Below are 22,094 nucleotides of genomic sequence, written 5' to 3' on the forward strand. Positions count from 1 at the left end.
TCCGCGGGTTCAAGCGGCGTCAAAAACGGCGTCGATGGCGTGGTCCAGCGTCTCGCGGATGTCGGCGTCGTCGGTGATGGGCCGCACCAGCGCCATGCGGCAGGCGTCGCGCGGCGCCACGCCACCCTTCATGAGCGTGGCGGCGTAGACCATCAGGCGGGTGGAGATGCCTTCGATCAGACCGTGGCCCTTGAGGTTGCGCGCGGTGATGGCGATCTTCACCAGCCGGGCGGCGAGGGCTTCGTCGATGCCGGTTTCGCTGGCCACGATGCGCGCTTCCTGCTCGGGCGGCGGGTAGTCGAAATCGAACGCGACGAAGCGCTGTTTGGTCGAGGGCTTCAGGTCCTTCATGAGGTTCTGGTAGCCGGGGTTGTAGGAGATGACGAGCTGGAAGTCCGGGTGGGCACGCACCTGCTCGCCCTTCTTGTCCAGCGGCAGGGTGCGGCGGTGGTCGGTGAGCGGGTGGATCACGACGGTGGTGTCCTGGCGTGCTTCGACGATTTCGTCGAGGTAGCAGATGGCGCCCAAACGCGCGGCCATGGTGAGCGGGCCGTCGAGCCAGCGCGTGCCGCCGGCTTCGAGCAGGTAGCGGCCCACGAGGTCGGAGGCGGTCATGTCTTCGTTGCAGGCCACGGTGATGAGCGGGCGCTGCAGCTTCCAGGCCATGTATTCGACGAAGCGCGACTTGCCGCAGCCGGTGGGGCCTTTGAGCATGACCGGCAGGCGCGCGACGTAGGCGGCCTCGTACAGCGCAACCTCGTTGCTTTGCGGCTGGTAGTAGGGTTCTTGTTCGATGCGGTAGTCGGTGGTCATCTTGTATCTCCTGCGTGATGCGTTCGTTCGGAGTTGCGTTGCTTCGTTCGCGCTGTGAAGACCCTTCGCACCCGCGGTGAGAGCGCACGGTACTCAACTCCGCTCATGTCCCCCGGGTCGGGCTGCGCCCGCCCCTCCTCCTTTACTTCGCTGCGTCAAGCACCGTGCGCTCTCACCGCAGACCTCTTGGCGCGCAACCGTTGGAACGCCAAAGCTGCTTCGGCCTCGGGGCCGCTGGGTGTACTGCAAAGCGAGGTAAAGGAGGAGGCGGCGGAACGCCGCCGGGGGACACGAGCGTCGCAGTGCGCCCAGTGGCCCCGATCCCGAAGCAGCCCCTCGCAGACAACAGAGGGAGTTACTTGTGCACGCCGAGCTTCTCGCGCCAGCCAGGGTAAAGCTTGTCGGCGTCCCCAGGGAACGAGGCAAACGCGCGGGCGAATTCCTTGTGCTCCTTGGCGTAGGCGATCGGGTCGGCGCCCGACTTCCAGCACTCGTAGGATTGGCGCAACGAGATCGCACCGGCAGCGGGCGAATCGATGTGACCGTAGGCGCCGCCACCCGAGGTGTTGATCACGTTGCCGTGACCCAGGTTTTCAAAGAAGCCCGGCAGACGCAGCGCGTTCATGCCGCCCGAGATGATCGGGGTGGTGGGCTTCATGCCGTACCACTTCTGGTAGTAGACAGGGCCTTGCGCTTCGTCGCGCTCGATCATGTAGGCGATGTTCTTGTCCGAGTTCTCGCCTTCCATCTTGCCGTAGCCCATGGTTCCGACGTGGATGCCCGAGGCACCTTGCAGACGCGAAATCTTGGCCAGCACGAAAGCCGTGTAACCGCGCTTGGCGCTCGGGCTGGTGATCATGCCGTGGCCGGCGCGGTGGTAGTGCAGGTACTGGCCTGGGTACTGGCGGCGGGCGGTGGTGATCATGCCCGGGCCACCCACGAAGCCATCCACCAGGAAGGCCAGTTTGTCGGCATCGGGGCCGAAGGTCTCCAGCGCGAAATCGGCACGGGCCAGCATTTCGTAATGGTCATCGGCGGTGATGTTCATCGAGAACAGCTTGGCCTCGCCGGTTTCGTCCTGGGCGCGCTTCATGGCGTCGTACACCAGCGGCAACACCTTCTTCAGCGGACAGAACACCTGGTTGCCCTGGGGCTCGTCGTTCTTGATGAAGTCGCCACCCAGCCAGAACTGATACGCCGCGGCCGCGAACGGCTCGGGGCGCAGGCCCAGCTTGGGTTTGATGATCGTGCCGGCGATGTAGCCGCCATCCTTGATCGGGCGACCCAGCACGCGCCACATGTCCGAGATGTCCTTGCTCGGACCGTCGAACAGCTGGATGGCGCGCTCGGGGAAGTAGATGTCGTGGATCTTGGCGTGCTCGATGTCGCCCATGCCCTGGTTGTTGCCGATCACCAGCGTCAGGATGGAAACCATCATCATGCGGCCGTCGGTGACGTTGCGGTCGAACAGGTCCATCGGGTACGCGATGCGCATGTCTTCCGTGGCTTCGTCGATGGAGTACACCAGCGCGTCGACGCCCTTGGTGAAGTCGTCGGTGGTGCTCACTTCGACGTTGGTGCCGGTGGACGACTCGGCCGCAAAGTGGGCCGCGGCCTCCAGGTAGCCGTGGCCGGCCTTGGGCTTCATCTTGTAGGCCACGAGGATGTGTCCCCCTTTGGCGATCAGGTCTTCTTCCTTGAGGCTAAGGTCGGCGTAACGTGCGCTTTGGTCCATGCTTGTCTCCGTTGAGGTTCAGGGGGTTCAGGTTTTAGATAAGACTGGACTTTAGAAAACCTTTAGCATCAGGTAAATTCAAATATTGTCGTCATTCGATTCAGCTTTACCTTAATGAAAAACACCACCTTCCGCCAATTGCGCGTCTTCAACGAGGTGGCGCGGCAGTTGAGCTTTGCCCGCGCGGCCGAAGCACTGCACCTGACGCCGCCCGCTGTGACCATGCAGATCAAGGAGTTTGAGGAGCGTGTGGGCATGCCCCTGTTTGAGCGCAGTGGTCGGCAGGTCAGCCTGACCACTGCGGGCGAGTACATCCTCGTTCACGCGCGCAAGATCCTGGCCTCGCTCAAGGACGCCGAAGACGTGGCCGCGCGGCTCAAGCGTGCCGAAGTCGGCGTGCTGACGGTGGGCATGGTGGGCACGGCCAAGTATTTCCTCATGGGCCTGCTCGGCGAATTCCTCGACAAGCACCGCGGTGTCGAATTGAGGCTGGCCATCGGCAACCGCGACCAGCTGGTGGGCATGCTGCAGAACAACGATGTGGACATCGCCGTCATGGGGCGTCCGCCCAAAGAACTGGACACGCGGGCCGAGCCCTTCGCTGCGCATCCGCACGTTTTTGTGAGCGCACCCAAACACCCGCTGGGCCAGCAAGGCGATCTGGAGGTCGAAGACCTGCGCCCCTACGACTTCATCGTGCGTGAGGTCGGCTCCGGCACGCGCGCCGCGATGGAGAAATTCTTTGTCGATGCACGCGTCGAGCCCCGCCTGCAGATGCAGCTCAACAGCAACGAAACCATCAAGCAGGCCGTCATGGCCGGGCTGGGCCTGGGCTTCCTGTCACTGCACACCATAGGGCTTGAGCTGGAAAACGGCCTGATCCAGGTGCTGGACGTGCGCGGCGCGCCGGTGGTGCGGGCGTGGAACATCGTGCACACGCGCGCGAAACTTCTCTCACCCGCGGCTGAAGCCTTCCGCTACTTCATGCTCGAACACGCTGAAGGACACTTGGCCGCCAAGTACGGTCCCCTGCTGAAGTTGCCCCAGGCCAGCTCCGCCATGCCTTGAGACGCATACGGTTCATACCGATTGGCATTCAAGGCGCAAAGCGACAGATCGTGCTGTCACGGCCAGGACTTCAGCAACGAAGTGATCGCGCTGAAGGCAAAACGGCTTCAGTCGTCTTCGCCCAGCTCGGCATCCCAACCCATCCCCTTGGCGCGTTCCACCGCTTCGGCGTGGATGCGCGCGTGGCGCTCGGCCAGCTCGGTCGGCAGGCGACTGGGCAACTGCCCATAGGGCTCCCAGGCCTTGTGCACGGCCTCGAACAGGTTCTGGAGATCGCCCGCGTTCTTGCCGGCAAAACCCTCGCCCTCGGGCAGCAGGCCGAAGACCCAGGCGTCGCGGATGATGCGCCCGGTCATGGTCATGCCGTTGTGTTCTTCGTTGTCGATACCCGCATAGGTTTTCGTACGGCTTTGGATGATGCTCATGGTGGGAGTCCAGGTTATCGGGTCAATCCAGCATACAGGACCGGCAGCTTCTCGGGCAGGCGTTCCACCTTGTCCACCACCAGGTAGTTGCGCTCGCCGAAGATGCGGCGCACGTACTGGTCGGCGCGCGGGTCCAGGCTCATGCAGTAGGTCATGACGCCGTTTCGGCCCGCTTCTTCCACCGCTTTTTTCGTGTCGTGACGCAGGTACTGCGGGTCGCGCACGTCCACGTCGGCGGGTTCACCGTCGGTGATGACCAGCAACAGCTTTTTGCTGCTGCGCTGCGCCTTCAGCGCCGCCGCGGCGTGGCGGACGGCCGCGCCCATGCGGGTGGAGAGCTGCCCTTCCATGCCGGCCAGGCGCGCCTTGGCCACACTGTCGTAGGGTTGGTCAAAGTCCTTGAATCGCCAGTAGTTCACGTCGTGGCGGCCATCGGAGCAGAAGCCGTGGATGGCGAACGGGTCACCCACTTTCTGGATCGCATCCGCCAGCAGCGCGCAGGCCGAACGCGTGAGTTCGAGCACCGTGTGGTCCTGCCCGGCCACCTTGTCGTTGGTGGACTGCGAGAGATCAAGCAGCACCAGCACCGAGATGTCGCGCGTCTTGCGCACACTGCGCATCATGATGCGCGGATCGGGCTGGCGGCCCATGCGCATCTCGATCACCGACGCGAGCGCCGCGTTGAGGTCGATGTCGTCGCCGTCTTCGAGCTTGCGGATGCGCTGCACACCTTGTGGCTGCATCGCGTCCAGGATGTACTTCATGCGGCCGATCAGGCGCCGGTGCTCGGCGAGGATGCCGTCGATCACCGCCACGTCGCCGACCTTGGGTCGGCGTTCCTGCACCGTGGCCCAGGCCGGGCGTTCGAGCTGGATCATGTGGTCCCATTCGCCGTAGTGCACCGGCGGCAGCACCGGCTCGCGGCCTTCGCTTTGGTTGAAGGACACACCCAGATCTTCGTACGGGAAGAGCTCGGTGCCCAGTACCCAGACCTCCTGCGCATCGTCGCCCGCGCCCTCCACTTCCAGCTCGTTGACGAACTCCATCAGACCGACCTGCTTGCGCACCTGCTGCGGTGGCTCGTACCCCGCAGCGATGGAACGTTCAAAGTCAAAACCGTCAAAGGCCCAGAAGTAGCGGTTGTCGTCGCGATAGGTCGCGCTTTGCAGATCGGTGCGCGGCTGGTAGCTGGGCCCCAACGTGAGCTCGCGGTAGCTGTGCGCCAGCTGCACGCCCAGCTCCCACGACACGGCGTTGTCGTGTGGATCGGCCTGCATGCGCGGCAGCGCTTCGGCCAGCAGCACACGGCCCTGGGCGATCCAGGGATGCGCGTCTTCAAAGGCCGGGTCGAGCAGTGCGCGCGCCAGGCGGTTGAGCCAGTCACCCGCTGTCTTGTCCTGTGAGGCCTGCGCGGTGTGCAGGTTGGCCCAGAGCGGGCGCATGCCGGGAAAACGCGCCAGCGTGAGCGCCTCGACCCGCGCGTCTTCCACCAGACCGATCAACGCCATCTGCCACGGGCTCAGCGATTCGGCCGAGATCGGCTGGCGCGTGAACACCACGTGCGCCGCGGCGTGCGCGGCGGCGGCGCGGTAGAGCTGTGTGGCGTCCACCGGGCCGGCGTTGCCCTCCACCGCGTCATACGCGTCGGGCAGGTGGATGAAATAGTCCTCGATGAAGGGACGGTAGCCCTCACGGCTCTCGTAGTCGCCCGCCGTGGGGCGCATGAAGAAGTCGCGCCCCCAGAGCGCGCGCAGGTACATGTTGATGCGCCGCTGCACGTCCACCAGCAGCGTGCCCTTGCGTTCCTTCTGCAACATGGCCAGCGACTCTTTGGACTGCAGGCCGAAGTACGCGACCTGTTCTTCGTAGTTCGTGCGGTGCGCCTGCGCGCCCCAGGTAGCCCAGCGCCGCAGGCCGCCGAGCGTGAGCTGACCGAACAGCGCGTCCAGCTGGCCCAGCATGGGCCGCAGCCCGCGCGGCGCCTGCGCCACCAGGGTGTTGAGGAACTGGAGGTACTGCATGAACAGCGCGCCATCGGCCAGGCGGCGTGCGGCGGTGGGCGCGGTCGCCAGCACCAGTTCGATCACCGCACCCGATGTCTTGGACGCAAGCATGAGCGCGGTGGTGGCCAGTTCACCAACCACGTCCTCGCCGATCTCCTGCGCCACCTGTGGCGCACCGTCGATCCAGGCGTTGACCAGTTCGTGGCCACGGCCCAGACCGCGCAGCGCGGCGGCGCCCTTCACGTAGTTGTCCAGTCCACGCGCCGAAAACACCTTGGTCGCATCGGGCCAGCTGCGCTCCAGCAGCTCGCGCGAAGCCGGCTCCAGCTGGTCGGTCCACTCGGTGTGGTCGTGCAGGTGAACGCTCATGGCGATATCAGAAGAATGTCGAAACCGCTGCATCCAGCGCGTCGCGCATGTCCGGGTCGTCCGTGATCGGGCGCACCAGGGCCACGCGGCAGGCGGCCTGAGCGGCCACGCCTTTGGCGATCAGGCTGCCCGCGTAAATCAGCATGCGGGTGGAGATGCCTTCATCCAGGCCATGGCCCTTGAGGTTGCGTGCACGCTCGGCGATGCCGACCAGCTTGCCCGCCACGTCCAGGCTCTCGCCGGTTTCGTGGGCCACGATCTCCGCTTCGATGTCGTGTTCCGGGTAGTTGAAATCCAGCGCACCGAAGCGCTGCTTGGTGGACTGTTTCAAGTCCTTCATCAGACTCTGGTAGCCCGGGTTGTAGGAGATGACGATCTGGAAGTCCGGGTGGGCCTTGACCAGCTCGCCCTTTTTCTCCAGCGGCAACACGCGGCGGTTGTCGGTCAGCGGATGGATCACCACGGTGGTGTCTTGCCGCGCCTCAACGACTTCGTCAAGGTAGCAGATGGCGCCCAGGCGCGCGGCCATGGCCAGCGGGCCGTCCTGCCAGCGGGTGCCCTGGGCGTCCAGCAAGAAGCGGCCGACGAGGTCACTGGCCGTCATGTCTTCGTTGCAGGCCACGGTGATCAGCGGCTTGTTCAGCTTCCACGCCATGTACTCGACAAAGCGTGTCTTGCCGCAGCCGGTGGGGCCCTTGAGCATCATGGGCATGCGCACCGAGTACGCAGCCTCGTACAGTTCGACCTCATCGGCCACCGGGCGGTAATAGGGTTGCTGTGCGACGCGGTAGGCGTCTAGTGTTTCGCTCATGTTCGTCTCCACAGACCTTGCACTCGTTGTCCATTGGCGTTGGCCTGCACCGCGTGCTGCGGCGCGGCCAACTCCGTTCGTGTCCCCCGCCGGCCTGCGGCCGGCTCCTCCTTTACCTCACTGCGTCGGCCACACCGCACCACGCTCACGGGCGATCAGTTGAGAAGAAATTCCAACCAAACGTCCGGAGCGCGTGCAGTAACCAGAGATGCCGTGGAACCGGCTTCGCCGGGCCACAGGCATCGCCCCCTGGGGGGTGACGCCGCAGGCGGCGCGGGGGGATCAACAGCTACACCGTTTTCCCGCGATAGATCACCATCGAGGTGCCCTGCGACTGCGAGAAGTTGTTGTAGCCGATCAGGCGCACATGGTTGTCCGGGTTGGCCTTGCGGCAGGCTGCGGCTTCGGCCAGCACCTTGTCCACGTCGGTCTCACCGAACATCGGCAACTTCCACATGTACCAGTAGGAGTCCATCAGGTACTGCGGCTCGGTGTGTTCGATCGCGGGGTTCCAGCCCTTTTTCACCAGGTACTCGACCTGTTTGCGGATATCCGCATCGGTCATGGCCGGCAGGTAGGAAAAGGTCTCGAACTTGCGGCTGGCAGGGTCGGAGAGTCGTGAGGTGTAGTCTTGCATGCTCATGATGGGTTCCTTTAAAAAATAGCGCTGCGTCCGAACCTGTCAAGTTCGATTCAGGACGCGAAGCAAAGCCGCAGACAGTGCTGAAGGCACGGCAAGGCTTTGCGACAAAGTCATGGATCGAAATCGACAGGCTCACTTGTGCGCCACGTCGAGCTTGTCCACTGTGTCGAACTCGAACTTGATCTCTTTCCAGGTTTCCATGGCGATCTTGAGTTCGGGCGAGTGCTTGGCGGCATCCATCAGCACGGTCTTGCCCTCTTTTTCCACCGCCACGCCTTCGTTGCGGGCCTTGACGCAGGCCTCGACCGCCACGCGGTTGGCACAGGCGCCCGCCGCATTGCCCCAGGGGTGACCCAGCGTTCCGCCACCGAACTGCAGGCAGGAGTCGTCGCCGAAGATGTTGACCAGCGCGGGCATGTGCCACACGTGGATGCCGCCCGAGGCGACCGGGAACATGCCCGGCATCGAACCGAAGTCCTGGTCGAAAAAGATGCCGCGGCTGCGGTCTTCCTTGATGAACGAGTCGCGCATGATGTCGATCCAGCCCAGCGTGGCTTCGCGGTCGCCTTCGAGCTTGCCCACCACGGTGCCGGAGTGCAGGTGGTCACCACCCGACAGGCGCAGGCACTTGCTGAGCACGCGGAAGTGGATGCCGTGGTGCGGGTTGCGGTCCAGCACGGCGTGCATGGCACGGTGGATGTGCAGCAGCATGCCGTTGTCACGGCACCAGTTGGCCAGGCTCGTGTTGGCGGTGAAGCCGCCGGTGAGGAAGTCGTGCATGATGATCGGAGCGCCCAGTTCCTTGGCGAACTCGGCGCGCTTGAACATCTCTTCCACCGTCGGTGAGGTCACGTTCAGGTAGTGACCCTTGCGCTCGCCGGTTTCGCGCTCGGCCTTCTGGCAGGCTTCGACCACGAATTCGAAACGATCACGCCAACGCATGAACGGCTGGCTGTTGACGTTCTCGTCGTCCTTGGTCAGGTCCAGACCACCGCGCAGGCACTCGTACACCGCACGGCCGTAGTTTTTGGCCGAGAGGCCCAGCTTGGGTTTGATGGTGCAACCCAGCAGCGGGCGACCGTACTTGTTGAAACGGTCGCGTTCGACCTGGATACCGGCCGGAGGACCGCCGCAGGTCTTGACATAGGCAATCGGGAAGCGGATGTCTTCCAGGCGCAGGGCCCGCAGTGCCTTGAAGCCGAACACGTTGCCCACCAGCGAGGTCAGCACGTTGACGATGGAGCCTTCTTCGAACAGGTCGATCGGGTAGGCCACGAAGGCGTAGAAGCAGGTGTCGTCGCCGGGCACGTCTTCGATGCGGTAGGCGCGTCCCTTGTAGTGGTCCAGGTCGGTCAGCAGGTCGGTCCAGACCGTGGTCCAGGTGCCGGTGGACGATTCGGCGGCCACGGCTGCGGCCACTTCTTCGCGGTCCACGCCGGCCTGCGGCGTGATCTTGAAACACGCGAGGATGTCAGTGTCCTTGGGGGTGTAGTGGGGTTCCCAGTACGTGCTGCGGTATTCCTTGACACCGGCGCTGTAGATCTTCGTAGCCATTGCGGGTTGCTCCTTTTCGGGGTGGTCAAACGTCTCACTGTGGTGCTCAAAGCGGCCCCGGTGTGCTGAGATGGGGCGCCGTTGCTCTGAACTGGTGCGGATTGTTGACTGCACAATCAATAAATAAAAGTAAAATGTTTTTAATATTACGGTTTATTAAACTCAAACATTAGAGACAAGCCCATGAACCTGCGCCACGCCACCCTGCACCAGCTGCGCATCTTTCTCGCTGTGGCTCGGCACAGCAGCTTTGCCCGCGCCGCCGAAGACTTGCACCTCTCCCCGCCCACGCTGTCGCTGCAGGTCAAGCAACTGGCGGAAACGGTGGGCCAGCCGCTGTTCGAACAGCTGGGAAAAAAGATCTACCTCACGGCCGCCGGCAAGACATTGGCTGAGGCGTGTGAAGACATTCAAAGTCGCATGGAACGCCTCTCCGAAGATCTCGCGGCTCTGCAAGGTGTGGAACGTGGCAGCCTGAAACTCGCGATCCTCACCACGGTGAAATACACCGTGCCCAAGCTGTTGGGCGGCTTCTGCGCGGCGCACCCGGGCATCGAAGTGGCCATGCTGGTGGGCAACCGCGAAAAGCTGCTGCAACGCCTGGCCAACAACGAGGACGACCTCTACATCATGGGACAACCACCCGAGCAAATGGACGTGGTCAGCGAGGCTTTTGCAGACAACCCGCTGGTGCTGGTGGCGCCGCCCGACCACCCGCTGACGGGCAAGAAAAAGATCGCTCCCAGCCGCCTGAACAGCGAACCTTTCATCCTGCGCGAACCTGGCTCGGGCACACGGCTTACCGCCGAGAAGTTCTTCGCCAGCCATGGCGTGACGCTGAAGAACCGGCTGGAGGTGGGCAGCAACGAAGCGATCAAGCAGACCGTGGCCGGTGGCCTGGGTCTGGCGGTGTTGTCGGCCACCACGGTCACCTCAGAGCTGGCGCTGGGCGAGCTGGTGCTGCTGGACGTGGTGGGCTTTCCGCTGATCCGCCGCTGGCACGTGGTCTACCCGCGTGGCAAGCGGCTGTCGGCCGCGGCGCTGGCGTTCAAGGACTGGCTGTTCGAGCACCGGCCGCAGCCGATCGGCTGAACACCCGGGACGGTCCTCAGGCCATGTCTTCGGCGGGCTCCAGCGGGGTGATGAGGATCTGGTCGATGCGGCGGCCGTCAAGCACCAGCACCTCGAAGCGCCAGCCCGCGCAATCAACGGTGTCGCCCTGCGCAAGCAACTCCCCGGCCACGGTCTGCATCAGCCCGGCCACGGTGTTGTAGCGGCCCTTGTCTTCGTCGGGCAAATCCTCGATGTCCAGCCGGGCCTTGAGTTCAGCCACCGGCATGGCCCCGTCCACCAGCCAGCTACCGTCCTCGCGTTGCGTGGCCCAGGCATCCAGTGCCTCGTGGGGGTAGAGTTCGCCGGTGATGGCTTCGAGCATGTCCAGCGGTGTGAGCAGGCCCTGCACCACCCCGTATTCGTCCACCACCAGCACCATGCGCGTGGAGCGCTCGCGGAACTGCTCCAGCAGCTCCATGCCCGAGAGCGTTTCGGGCACGAACACCGCCGGTTGCACGTGGCGCATGATCGGCTCGTTGTTGCCCTCGGCCTGCAGCGCCAGCATGCGGGGCAGGTGGATCACCCCGACCACATCGGAGAGCCCGCCGCGGCAGACCGGGTACCACGAATGGCCGGTGGTCCAGGCCTTTTGCACCGCTTCGTCGATGGCGCTTTCCGCATCCAGCCATTCGATGTCGGCGTGCGGCACCATGATGGAGGTGAGCTGGCGGTCGTCGAGCAGGAACACGTTGCGCACCATCTGGTGTTCGTGCTCCTCGATGAGGCCCGCGTCGACCCCCTCTTCCAGGCTGGCGTTGATTTCTTCTTCGGTCACGTGCTGTACGGCGTTGGTATCGACGCGCAGCAGCTTGAGCGTGCCCTGCGTGGTCACCGACAGCAGCAGCACGAAGGGGCGCGCGATTTTCGCCACCCAGGCCATGGGCCTCGAAACCCAGCGCGAGACCGTTTCCGGGTAGAGCTGACCGATCCGCTTGGGCACCAGTTCGCCGAACACGATGGTGATGAAGGTGATCACCACCACCACCACCGCGGTGGCGCTCACGCTGGCCGTGGCCTCGGTCAGCCCCAGACCCTGCAGCCTGGCCGCCAGGTCACCGCTGAATGCGGCTTCACCGACGATACCGTTGAGCATGCCGATGGAGGTGATGCCCACCTGCACCGAAGAGAGGAACTGCGTGGGGTCTTCGAGCAGCTTCAGAGCGGTCTCAGCGCCCTTGTCACCAGCTTCCGCCATGGCCGACAGCCGGGCCTTGCGACTGGACGCCAGTGCCAGTTCCGACATGGCAAAGGCGCCATTGAGCAGGGTGAGAAAGATGATTAAGAGGGTATCCATAATGGGCGCATGGCACTTTACATGATTGGCGACGTGCAGGGCTGCGACGAGGCCCTCGGACGTCTGATGGACGAGATCGGTTTTTCACCCAGCCGCGACACGCTGTACCTGCTGGGCGACCTGGTCAATCGCGGTCCGGCGTCGCTGGCGGTGTTGCGCCGCTTGATGGCGCTCGAAGGGGCGGCGCATTGCCTGCTGGGCAACCACGACCTGCACCTGCTCGCCGTGGCGCACGGCGTGCGCAAGCCGCACCGCAGCGATACCGTGGCCGACATCCTGAACGCCCCCGACCGCGACGACCTGCTGGACTGGCTGCGCACGCGCTCCATGGCGCTGCAGGCCCACGGCTGGCTGATGGTGCACGCAGGCGTGCTGCCGCAATGGGACACCGCGCAGACCCTGGCGCTGGCGGGCGAGCTGGAAGCGGCACTGCGCAGCGCGGACTGGGGCGTTTTCCTGCACGGGATGTACGGCAACCAGCCCGACTTCTGGAGCGACGGCCTGCGCGGCGCCGCGCGGCTGCGCGTGATTGTCAATGCGCTCACGCGGCTGCGTTTCTGTTCGCCGCAGGGCGTGATGGAATTCGACACCAAGGACAGCGCGGACAGCGCACCGGCGGGCTTCATGCCGTGGTTCGAGGTACCGGGACGGCGCACCGAAGGCACGCCGGTGGCGTTCGGCCACTGGTCCACGCTGGACGCCGACATGCAGCGCCCGGGTGTGCTGGCACTGGACACGGGTTGTGTGTGGGGGGGCTGCCTGACGGCCGCGCGGCTGGGGGCGCAACCGGGCGAGGTCGAACGCATCGCCGTGCGCTGCCCGCAGACCCGCCAACCGGGCAAGGGCTGATTGATTCAGCTGTTGTCGGTCACAGGGGTCACAGGGGCCACCGGCGCGCTCTTGAACAGCGCCGGCACCTTCTTGCGGGTCTTGATGTTGGGCGACAGGCGGCTGGCCGGCTTCTGCGCGGATTCCCAGGACGGCGTGGCCTCGGCGGCCAGGCTGGGCTCGTAAGGCTTGTCGAACAGGGGATCGGCGGGCGCACGGGGTGCGCGCACCGGGCGGCTGGACGGCGCACGCGCCTCGCGCTCGGGACGCGCGCCACGGCTCTCGCGGATCTCGCGTTGTTCGCGGGCCTCTTCGGGCTGCTGCCAGGCACGCTGGCCGTCGTTGAAGTGGCCGGCCGGTCGTTTGTCGGCCTCCAGCTCCAGCGCTTCGAGTTCGAGCTTCTTGCCCAGCAGTTTTTCCAGATCGCCCATCAGGCGCGTGTCGCGCGCGCTGACAAACGACACCGCCAGACCCGACGCGCCCGCGCGGCCGGTGCGGCCGATGCGGTGCACATAATCTTCGGCGTTGAACGGGATGTCGAAGTTGAAGACCGCCGGCACGTCCTTGATGTCAAGGCCGCGTGCGGCCACATCGGTACACACCAGCAGGTCGACCGCGCCGCTCTTGAAGGCTTCGAGCGCCTTCAGGCGCTCGTCCTGGCTCTTGTCGCCGTGCAGGGCCGTGGTGTTCAGGCCTTCGCGCTCCAGCGAACGCGCCAGGCGGGCACATCCGAGCTTGCTGTTGACGAACACGAAGGCCTGCTTGAGACCTCGCTCGGCCAGGATCTTCTTGAGCACACCGCGCTTGTCGTCGTCGTCGACCCGGTAGAAATGTTGCTCCACCGTGGAAGCTGTCGCGTTGGAGCGGGCGACCTCGATGGTCACCGGATCCTGCAGGTAGCTGTTGGCCAGGCGCTTGATCTCGGTCGAGAACGTGGCCGAGAACAGCAGCGTGGTGCGCTGCTTGGGCAGGAAAGACAGGATGCGCTGCAGGTCGGGCAGGAAGCCGATGTCGAGCATGCGGTCGGCCTCATCGAGCACCACGTATTCGACCTGGTTGAGCACGCAGTTCTTGGCCTCGATGTGGTCCAGCAGACGACCCGGCGTGGCCACCAGCACCTCGACACCCTTTTTCAGCTCGGCGGTCTGCGGCTTCATGTCCATGCCACCGAACACCACGGTGCTGCGCAGGTTGGTGTACTTGGCGTAGAGCTTGACCTGCTCGGCCACCTGGTCGGCGAGCTCGCGCGTGGGCAACAGCACCAAGGCGCGCACCGGGTGGCGCGCGGGCGAGGTAGACGTGTTGTCGTGCTTCATCATGCGCTGCAGCAGGGGCAGCGTGAAGGCGGCGGTCTTGCCGGTACCGGTCTGGGCGGCACCCATCACGTCACGTCCCTGCAGCACCACGGGGATGGCCTGTGCCTGGATCGGCGTCATGTTCTCGTAGCCCATTTCGGCCACGGCGCGCTCCAGCGAAGGAGAGAGAGAGAGTTGGGAGAAGGATAGGGTCATTTCAATGCGCGTTGCGTGTCCATGCGCGCTGGCAGGGCTTTAGCCTGATATTGTCGCACTTTGAGCGCTTTTCACCCAGCGCAGACGGCGAAGTCCCGGGTGGCACCCGCCAGACGCCACCCGCAGGCAGGCGTCAGATCTGCCGCGCGTTGAATGTGTCGCAGGCCTTGACGCTGCCGGTTTCCAGCCCTTTGTGGAACCAGCGCTGGCGCTGTTCGCTGGTGCCGTGGGTGAAGCTGTCGGGCACCACCTGTCCCTGGCTCTTGCGCTGGATGGCGTCGTCACCGATGGCCGCGGCCGCGTTCAGCGCCTCTTCCACGTCGCCCGGCTCCAGGATGGCGTTGGTCTTGTGGTTGTGGTGCGCCCAGATGCCGGCAAAGCAGTCGGCCTGCAATTCCAGGCGCACGGACAGCGCGTTGTATTCACGCTCGCTCACGCGCTGCCGGGACTGTTCCATCTGCTGGGTCAGGCCCATCAGGTTCTGCACATGGTGGCCCACCTCGTGCGCGATCACGTAGGCCTGGGCAAAGTCGCCGGGCGCGCCGAGCTGGCTGCGCAGCGTCTCGTAGAAGCTCAGGTCGATGTAGACTTTCTGGTCACCCGGGCAATAAAACGGGCCCATGGCCGACTGGCCGGTGCCGCAGGCCGTGGGCACGGCGCCACGGAACAGCACCAGGCGCGGTTTCTGGTACTGCGAGCCGCTCTGCTGGAAAACCGTCATCCACACATCTTCGGTGCCGCCCAGCACGGCGGCCACGAACTGGCCCATTTCATCGGTCGGTTTGCCCGCCGGGGCCGATGCCGGCGCATTCTGCGTCTGTGATGGTGCGAGGTCGCCCGCACCGCCCAGGAAGCTCAGGATGGTCATCGGGTTGATGCCGAAGATCCAGCCGCCGATCAGCGCGATCACGATGGTGCCCAGGCCGACGTTGCGTCCGCCGGAGCGCCGACCTCCACCGCCAAACATGCCGCCCCCCGATGAGGAGCGACGGTCTTCAACCTGGTCCGACTGGCGGTTGTTTCCCCATTTCATGGTGCGTTCTCCTCGGGTCTGGCGACACAGCCAGACCCATTATGCAAAGCTCCAAACAAAAAGCGCTGCCGGGGGCAGCGCTTCCGTTGCGATCGGTGTGGCGATTTCAGGTCTTGGGCAGCGTCACACCCACCTGGCCCTGGTATTTGCCGCCGCGGTCCTTGTAGCTGGTCTCGCAGACGTCGTCCTTGTCGCTCTCGAAGAACAGCACCTGGGCACAGCCTTCACCGGCGTAGATCTTGGCGGGCAGCGGCGTGGTGTTGCTGAACTCCAGCGTCACATATCCTTCCCACTCGGGCTCGAACGGCGTCACATTGACGATGATGCCGCAGCGCGCGTAGGTGCTTTTGCCCAGGCAGATGGTCAGCACATTGCGCGGGATGCGGAAATACTCCAGGGTGCGCGCCAGCGCGAAGCTGTTGGGCGGGATGACGCAGACATCCTTGTTGATGTCCACAAAGCTGTTTTCGTCGAAGTTCTTCGGATCCACCACCGTGCTGTGGATGTTGGTGAAGACCTTGAATTCGGGCGCGCAGCGGATGTCGTAGCCGTAGCTGCTGGTGCCGTAGCTCACGATCTTTTCGCCGGCGGCGTTCTGCCGGATCTGGCCCGGTTCGAAGGGCTCGATCATGCCGTGTTGCTCGGCCATGCGGCGGATCCATCTGTCGCTCTTGATGCTCATGTATTTGCTCCGGTTGCCCCGGATTGTAGGCACTCAGGACCACCCAACGATCTGGCGCCGGGCCGCCCCCAGCCAGATCAGCCCCCATAAGCGGCTGCAACCCGCGCAGCGGCGGAGCGTGGGGCGCGCGGTCTTCAGGCCGTGTGCGTTCGCTCCACCACCCGGTCATCGCCCAGCACGATCAGCGCGAACAGCAGTTCGTCCAGGCTGCTGGCCTGCGCGGTCTTGCGCGCCAGCAGCGGCGTGGCCTGCGGGTTGAGCACGACGAAGTCGGCCTCACAGCCGGGTTGCAGGTTGCCCACCACGCCGTCCAGCCCCAGCGCCTGCGCCGCACCCGCCGTGTGTTGCCACCAGAGCTGGCCTGGCGTGAGGCTCAGGCCTGTCTTGCTCTGGCCTTCGCGGCCCACGTAATACGCTGCGAGCATGGTGTGGAAAGGCGAAAAGCTGGTGCCGCCGCCCACGTCGCTGGCCAGGCCGTAGCGCATGCCGGCGGCGTCGGCCGCGGCGAAGTCAAAGAATCCACTGCCCAGGAACAGGTTGCTGGTGGGGCTCACGGCCGCTGCGGCACCGGTTTCGCGCATGAGCGCCCGGTCGTCCGCATCGAGGTGGATGCAGTGGGCGTACACCGCGCGCTCGCGCAGCAGGCCGTGGTCGCCATAAACGCCGAGGTAGCTGCGCGCGTCCGGGAACAGCTCGGCCGCCCACTTCACTTCGTCGAGGTTTTCGGCCACGTGCGACTGGATCCACACGCCGGTGTATTTCGCCGCCAGCTCGCCGGCGCCTCGCAGCTGGGCGGGTGTGCTGGTGGGCGCAAAACGCGGTGTGATGGCGTAACCCAGGCGGTCCACGCCGTGCCAGCGCTGGATCAGGTTCTCGGTGTCGATCAGGCTCTGTTCGGTGTCATCGCGCACACCATCGGGGCTGTGGCGGTCCTGCAGCACCTTGCCGGTGATGAAACGCAGGCCGCGCGCCTGGGCCTCCTTGAACGCCGCGTCCACCGACTGCGGGTGCGAGGTGGCGAAGGTCAAGGCCGTGGTGACGCCATGGCGCTGCAATTCGTCAAAGAAAAAGCCCGCCACCTCGCGTGCATGGTCTTCGTTGCTGAAGCGCGATTCGTGCGGGAAGGTGTAGTTTTCCAGCCAGGGCAGCAGGCCCGCGGCGGGTGCACCGATCACGTCGGTCTGCGGGTAGTGGACGTGCATGTCCACGAAGCCCGGTGCGATCAGGCGGCCGCGCAGGTCTTCCACAGCCACGCCGGGAAAGCGGTCCACCAGCGCGTCATAGGATCCCACCGCCCGCACGACCCGGCGCCCGTTCGCGTCGGGGCCGACCACGAGCAGGCCATCGGATTCGTAGAGGGGGGTGTGGTCGTCGGAGAAACGAAGAAGGGCGGCTCGGTAGGCTTTCATGCAGTCTGAAGCTTACCGGCACCGCCCGCCTGCGGCATACGGCGGGACAGATAACCCCATGACGAACGTCACACAGCCCACCGGTCGCACCCCGCCTTCAGCGCGCCAGTTTGCCCACCACGCCCTCGACCAGCCAGTTCATGTTCAGGATCTCGGCGTCGCTGAGCGACTGGCCGGCGGCCATCACCACCTGGCCTTCGTTGTTCCGCACGTCGGCCTTCGTGGCAAACGGTTGCAGCCGGCCCGCGGCCATGTCGGCCTGGCGCGCCAGCACCTCCGCCTGCACGGCGGCGGGCACCTTGCTGCCAAACCCGTCGACGCGGATCATGCCGTCCTTCACGCCGCCCCAGACGCTGCCACTCTTCCAGCTGCCGTCCAGCACGGCCTTGACGCGGCGGGTGTAGTAGTCGCCCCAGAGGTGGGTCACCGCCACCACCTGCGCGTCGGGCGCGACCTTGCGCATGTCCGAGTGGTAGGCCACGGCGAGCTTGCCGCGCTCCTGCGCCGCCGTCATCACGGCGGTGGAGCCGGTGTGGAAAGCCAGCACCTCGGCGCCCTGGTTCATCAGCGTCATGGCCGCCTCGCGCTCGCGCGGCGGGTTGAACCACTCGCCCAGGAACACCACGCGCACCGTGGCCGCCGGGTTCACCGAACGCATGCCGAGCGTGAAGGCGTTGATGCCCTGCACCACCTCGGGAATCGGGAAACCGGCCACGTAGCCGGCCTGCGTGGCCAAACGCCCGGCCGCCACACCGGCCAGGTAACGGCCTTCGTAATAACGCGCATTGGACGTGGCCACGTTGGGCGCGGTCTTGTAACCCGTGACCGACTCGAACTTCACGTTCGGAAATTCACGCGCCACCTTCAGCGTGGGCTCCATGTAGCCGAAGCTGGGCGTGAAGATGATCTGGTGCCCCTGCTGCGCGAGGTCGCGGATCACGCGCTCGGCGTCCGGGCCTTCGGCCACGTTTTCCACGAACGTGGTCTGCACCTTGCCGGACAGCGCCGCTTCCACGGCCTTGCGGCCCTGGTCGTGCTGGCGCACCCAGCCGGCGTCGGTCAGCGGCGCGACGTAGACGAACGCGGCTTTGACCGGTGGAGCGACGGGCGCCGTCTGGGCTTGTGCGGAGAAGGGAAAAGAAAAGAAAAAGCTGGTGACCGCCAGGGCGCAGGCGCGCCGGGCCACGAGGTTTTTGTACATGGTGTTCCTCTACATGGCTTCCGAAGGACAAAAAAAGCGAGCCGGGGAAGCACCGGCTCGCAGGGGGCAGATTGTACCGTGGGGCGTTGATGCCGCCCGTTCAGGCGAGTGCGGCCAGGCCGACCGAACGGTCCAGCGCGTCAACCATCGCGGCCCGCTGTGCCTCACTGACGAAGCTCGCTTCAAAACTGTTTTTCGCCAGCTTGATCACGTCGGCCTCCGTCAGCGCCAGGGCGCGCACGGTCTGTTCGAAGTTCGCGTTGAGGTAGCCGCCGAAATAGGCCGGATCGTCCGAATTGACGGTGGCGCACAGGCCCGAGTCGAGCAGCTGTTTCATCGGGTGGTCGGCCAGGTCGTCCACCACGCAGAGTTTCAGGTTGGACAGCGGACACACGGTCAGCGGCGTGCGGCGCTTCGCCAGTTCGGCCACCAGCACCGGGTCCTCCAGGCAGCGCACGCCGTGGTCGATGCGTTCGGCCTGCAACAGCTCCAGCGCTTCCCAGATGTACTCGGGTGGTCCTTCTTCGCCCGCGTGCGCGACGATGCGCAAACCCAGTTCCCGGCAACGCGCGAACACGCGCACAAACTTCTCGGGCGGATGGTCCACCTCGCTGGAATCCAGCCCCACGCCGATGAAGTGTTCGCGGTACGGCAGAGCGGCTTCCAGCGTGGCGAAGGCTTCGGCTTCGCTCAGGTGGCGCAGGAAACACAGGATCAGCGCCGAGCTGATGCCCAGCTTGCTCTGCGCGTCGGCGCAGGCGCGTGACAGGCCCTGGACCACCGTCGCCATGGGGACGCCCCGCGCGGTGTGCGTCTGCGGGTCAAAAAAGATCTCGGTGTGAATCACGTGATCGGCCTTGGCGCGCTCGAAATAGGCCCAGGCCATGTCGTAGAAATCGGCCTCCTGCAGCAGCACGCTGGCACCCGCGTAGTAGATGTCCAGGAAGCTCTGCAGGTCGGTGAAGGCGTAGGCCGCGCGCAGGGCTTCGACATCGGCATAGGGCAGCTGCACGCCGTTGCGCTGCGCCAGCGCAAAGATGAGCTCGGGCTCCAGTGAACCCTCGATGTGGATGTGCAGCTCGGCCTTCGGGATCACCCGGGCCAGGGCCACGGCGCGTTCAATGGCGGGGTTCTTCATGACGGTGCTCCTTGCTGTCGAACTGGAATTTACAGGCTGTCGATACCCACAGACCCGGCATGGGGTCGCGCCTCAACACACGCCCAAAGACACACCCACCCGGGCCAGGTAGCGCCGGTAGGCGCTGGACATGCGGTCGGCCGGGCTGTGCACCTCGTTGATCGGTCCGTCCTGGCCGATCGGCAGCGTCTTCGGCACCTGGGATTCGACGATGGGGCGGTCCTGGGCGAACACGGCGTCCTGGAAAGCACGCAGTTCCTCGTCGTCCGACAGGTCGCCCAGCGCGGCCATGGCAAACCAGGCGGTGCAGCCCGTCGCCGAATCGGGCCGGATGAACAGCGCGATCGCGTTGCTCACCGGATCGCCCTCGACCGCGTCCTTGCGCAGCACCGCGGCAAACGGGTGCGGGACCGTGTAGCGGTAGGTGATGAAGCCACCTTCGCTGGCGCCCGCGTAGGCACGCGGCTGCCAGGCCTTGCAGTCGCTGGCCAACAGACCCTCGGCGCCCTCTTCCACCCGGCCCGTTTCCACCTGCGCATGGCTGCGCTCACCGAGCCAGCCCTCGTGCACAAAACCGAAATGGCTCAGGTCCAGGAAGTTCTCGACCAGGCGTGGCGCGCTGGTGGCCACCTCGTAGGGACCGCACAGCACCTGGCGCCAGAGCGGATCGCTCCAGGGCTCGAACGCGGGCGGTTCCGTCAGGGCCGTTGGCACGCGGGTGCGGTCGGGCCGCTCCAGGCGCACCCACACCAGCCCGTGGCGCTCGACCGCCTCAAACACGGTAGCGCAATGGGACGCGGGCGGCTCAAACACCGGTGCCGCCGGCACATGCACACAACGCCCCACGGCCACCGGCACCACCGCCTGATGGGCCGCGGTGTCGCCACCGAACTGCCAGCCGTGGTACGGGCACTCCAGCCGCGCGCCATGCAGGTGGTTCAGCACGCGACCGAGCGACAGGCGTGCACCGCGGTGGGGACAGCGGTCGGACCAGGCGTGCACCACACCGTGTGCGCCCTCGTGTCCCGGCTCGCGCCAGAGCACCAGGGGCTTGCCCAGCAGCTCCACCGCCACCGGCGCATCGCGCACCATGTGCGACGCGGTCACCGGATGCCAGAGTTGTGTCTCGATCATGGGTGTGATCCTTCAAAAAGCAAATCGCCGCTGCAAAAAAGGCAGCGGCGATGGTCTCCGGCGCGCGTGTCTTCGCCCCAGGATGCGGTGGAACCGGCTTCGCCGGGCCACTCGCATCGCCCCCTCGGGGGGTGACGCGAAGCGGCGCGGGGGGTGCATCAATTGGGCACTTTGCCTTCCACACCCTTCACATAGAACTTCACGCCGCCCAGGAACGCGTCGTCAGCGACCACGTCCTTGGCCAGCACTTCCTTGCCCGCCTGGTCCATGAGCGGACCCTTCCAGATCGCGAAACTGCCGTCTTTCAGACCGGCCTTGATTTCGTCGATCCTGGCCTTGGCTTCGGCCGGCACGTCTTCGGCGATGGACACCATGTCGATCGCGCCTTCCTTGTGCCCCCACCACACGCCGCCGGTGCTCCAGGTGCCTTCCAGCGCGTCCTTGGTGGACTTGATGTAGTACGGCGCCCAGTTGATCACGGCCGAACCGAGGTGGGCCTTGGGGCCGTAGGCGGTCATGTCGGAATCCCAGCCGAAGGCACGCTTGCCCATCTTCTCGGCGGTCTGCAGCACGGCCGAGGAGTCGGTGTTCTGCATCAGCACGTCGGCGCCGCCGTTGATCAGCGAGGTGGCCGCTTCGGTTTCCTTTGGTGGATCAAACCAGCTGTTGATCCAGACCACCTTGGTGCTGACCTTGGGGTTGACCGACTGCGCACCCAGCGTGAAGCTGTTGATGTTGCGGATCACCTCGGGAATCGGGATCGAGGCCACCACGCCCAGCGTGTTGGTCTTGGTCATGGAACCGGCGATCACGCCGGCCATGTAGGCGCCTTCGTAGGTGCGGCTGTCGTAGGTGCGCAGGTTGGCGGCCGTCTTGTAGCCGGTGGCGTGCTCGAACTTCACGTCGGCGAAGTCGGGCGCGACCTTGAGCATGGGCTCCATGTAGCCAAAGGTGGTGCCGAAGATCAGCTTGTTGCCCTGGCTGGCCAGGTCGCGGATCACGCGCTCGGCGTCAGCGCTCTCGGGCACGTTCTCCACGAAGCTTGTCACCACCTTGTCGCCGAACTCGGCCTCGACGGCCTTGCGGCCGTTGTCGTGCGCGAAGGTCCAGCCACCGTCACCCACCGGGCCGACGTAGGCAAACGCGATCTTCAGCGGCTCGGCCTTGGGCGCCTCGACCACGGCAGGTGCGGGCGCCGGCGCAGGCGCGGCTTCTTCCTTCTTGCCGCAGCCGATCAGCGCAGCGCTGGCCACCGCGGTCAACGCGGCGAGCTTCATCAGGGAACGTTTGCTCAGGTCAGTCATGGAAACCTCTTTGTTGGGAGAGTTGG

General features: G+C 65.3%; 19 protein-coding genes. 3 read left to right on the forward strand and 16 right to left on the reverse strand.

Annotated features, from left to right (window positions below; translation table 11 throughout):
* Window positions 1-9: 9 nt before the first annotated feature.
* Both AC23D4_RS09650 and AC23D4_RS09655 read right to left on the reverse strand, forming a co-directional pair.
* Entirely contained in the window at window positions 10-813 is an 804-nt protein-coding gene (locus AC23D4_RS09650) for a CbbQ/NirQ/NorQ/GpvN family protein (protein WP_472888389.1), read from the reverse strand.
* Between the two features lie 355 nt (window positions 814-1,168).
* Window positions 1,169-2,548: a ribulose-bisphosphate carboxylase gene (locus AC23D4_RS09655; protein ID WP_472888390.1), complete on the reverse strand. Its 1,380-nt coding sequence runs from the start codon at window positions 2,546-2,548 to the stop codon at window positions 1,169-1,171.
* 114 nt (window positions 2,549-2,662) lie between these two features.
* Between AC23D4_RS09655 and AC23D4_RS09660 the strand changes: the two genes are divergently transcribed.
* Complete coding sequence (locus tag AC23D4_RS09660) at window positions 2,663-3,616, forward strand: LysR family transcriptional regulator (RefSeq protein ID WP_472888391.1); 954 nt, start codon at window positions 2,663-2,665, stop codon at window positions 3,614-3,616.
* Between the two features lie 107 nt (window positions 3,617-3,723).
* On the opposite strand, the gene AC23D4_RS09665 is transcribed toward AC23D4_RS09660, so the two are convergent.
* The 5 genes from AC23D4_RS09665 to AC23D4_RS09685 all read right to left on the reverse strand — a co-directional run bounded on the left by AC23D4_RS09665 (window position 3,724) and on the right by AC23D4_RS09685 (window position 9,421).
* A complete protein-coding gene (locus AC23D4_RS09665; RefSeq protein ID WP_472888392.1) occupies window positions 3,724-4,041 on the reverse strand; it encodes a hypothetical protein in 318 nt (105 codons plus the stop codon).
* Between the two features lie 14 nt (window positions 4,042-4,055).
* Complete coding sequence (locus tag AC23D4_RS09670; protein ID WP_472888393.1) at window positions 4,056-6,413, reverse strand: nitric oxide reductase activation protein NorD; 2,358 nt, start codon at window positions 6,411-6,413, stop codon at window positions 4,056-4,058.
* Window positions 6,414-6,420: 7 nt separating this feature from the next.
* Window positions 6,421-7,224, reverse strand: coding sequence for a CbbQ/NirQ/NorQ/GpvN family protein (locus AC23D4_RS09675; RefSeq protein WP_472888394.1), 804 nt, complete (start codon window positions 7,222-7,224; stop codon window positions 6,421-6,423).
* Between the two features lie 289 nt (window positions 7,225-7,513).
* Window positions 7,514-7,867 (reverse strand): ribulose bisphosphate carboxylase small subunit, encoded by a 354-nt coding sequence (locus tag AC23D4_RS09680; RefSeq protein WP_472888395.1) that lies wholly within the window; start codon window positions 7,865-7,867, stop codon window positions 7,514-7,516.
* 132 nt (window positions 7,868-7,999) lie between these two features.
* Entirely contained in the window at window positions 8,000-9,421 is a 1,422-nt protein-coding gene (locus AC23D4_RS09685) for a form I ribulose bisphosphate carboxylase large subunit (protein WP_472888396.1), read from the reverse strand.
* Between the two features lie 183 nt (window positions 9,422-9,604).
* Here AC23D4_RS09685 and AC23D4_RS09690 point away from each other — a divergent pair, with 183 nt between their 5' ends.
* Window positions 9,605-10,513, forward strand: coding sequence for a LysR family transcriptional regulator (locus tag AC23D4_RS09690; protein WP_472888397.1), 909 nt, complete (start codon window positions 9,605-9,607; stop codon window positions 10,511-10,513).
* 16 nt (window positions 10,514-10,529) lie between these two features.
* Here AC23D4_RS09690 and AC23D4_RS09695 read toward each other — a convergent pair whose 3' ends face one another.
* Window positions 10,530-11,828: a hemolysin family protein gene (locus AC23D4_RS09695; protein WP_472888398.1), complete on the reverse strand. Its 1,299-nt coding sequence runs from the start codon at window positions 11,826-11,828 to the stop codon at window positions 10,530-10,532.
* A 9-nt stretch (window positions 11,829-11,837) separates the two neighbouring features.
* Here AC23D4_RS09695 and AC23D4_RS09700 point away from each other — a divergent pair, with 9 nt between their 5' ends.
* A complete protein-coding gene (locus AC23D4_RS09700; RefSeq protein ID WP_472888399.1) occupies window positions 11,838-12,677 on the forward strand; it encodes a symmetrical bis(5'-nucleosyl)-tetraphosphatase in 840 nt (279 codons plus the stop codon).
* A gap of 5 nt (window positions 12,678-12,682) precedes the next feature.
* Here the strand turns inward: AC23D4_RS09700 and AC23D4_RS09705 are convergent, their stop codons facing one another.
* From AC23D4_RS09705 to AC23D4_RS09740, 8 genes are all read right to left on the reverse strand, one after another.
* Window positions 12,683-14,167, reverse strand: a complete 1,485-nt coding sequence (locus AC23D4_RS09705; protein WP_472888400.1) for a DEAD/DEAH box helicase — start codon at window positions 14,165-14,167, stop codon at window positions 12,683-12,685.
* A 133-nt stretch (window positions 14,168-14,300) separates the two neighbouring features.
* Window positions 14,301-15,200 carry a KPN_02809 family neutral zinc metallopeptidase gene (ypfJ, locus tag AC23D4_RS09710; protein WP_472888401.1) on the reverse strand — a complete coding sequence of 300 codons (900 nt, stop codon included), beginning with the start codon at window positions 15,198-15,200 and terminating at the stop codon, window positions 14,301-14,303.
* Between the two features lie 106 nt (window positions 15,201-15,306).
* Entirely contained in the window at window positions 15,307-15,882 is a 576-nt protein-coding gene (gene dcd / locus AC23D4_RS09715; RefSeq protein ID WP_472888402.1) for a dCTP deaminase, read from the reverse strand.
* Between the two features lie 134 nt (window positions 15,883-16,016).
* Window positions 16,017-17,291: a guanine deaminase gene (guaD, locus tag AC23D4_RS09720; RefSeq protein ID WP_472888403.1), complete on the reverse strand. Its 1,275-nt coding sequence runs from the start codon at window positions 17,289-17,291 to the stop codon at window positions 16,017-16,019.
* Between the two features lie 97 nt (window positions 17,292-17,388).
* Window positions 17,389-18,492: a BMP family ABC transporter substrate-binding protein gene (locus tag AC23D4_RS09725; protein WP_472888404.1), complete on the reverse strand. Its 1,104-nt coding sequence runs from the start codon at window positions 18,490-18,492 to the stop codon at window positions 17,389-17,391.
* Window positions 18,493-18,592: 100 nt separating this feature from the next.
* A complete protein-coding gene (locus AC23D4_RS09730; protein WP_472888405.1) occupies window positions 18,593-19,630 on the reverse strand; it encodes an adenosine deaminase in 1,038 nt (345 codons plus the stop codon).
* 72 nt (window positions 19,631-19,702) lie between these two features.
* Window positions 19,703-20,764 (reverse strand): Rieske 2Fe-2S domain-containing protein, encoded by a 1,062-nt coding sequence (locus AC23D4_RS09735; protein WP_472888406.1) that lies wholly within the window; start codon window positions 20,762-20,764, stop codon window positions 19,703-19,705.
* A gap of 158 nt (window positions 20,765-20,922) precedes the next feature.
* Window positions 20,923-22,068: a BMP family ABC transporter substrate-binding protein gene (locus AC23D4_RS09740; RefSeq protein ID WP_472888407.1), complete on the reverse strand. Its 1,146-nt coding sequence runs from the start codon at window positions 22,066-22,068 to the stop codon at window positions 20,923-20,925.
* Between the last annotated feature and the right edge of the window lie 26 nt (window positions 22,069-22,094).

The organism is Hydrogenophaga sp. L76 (assembly GCF_057654755.1).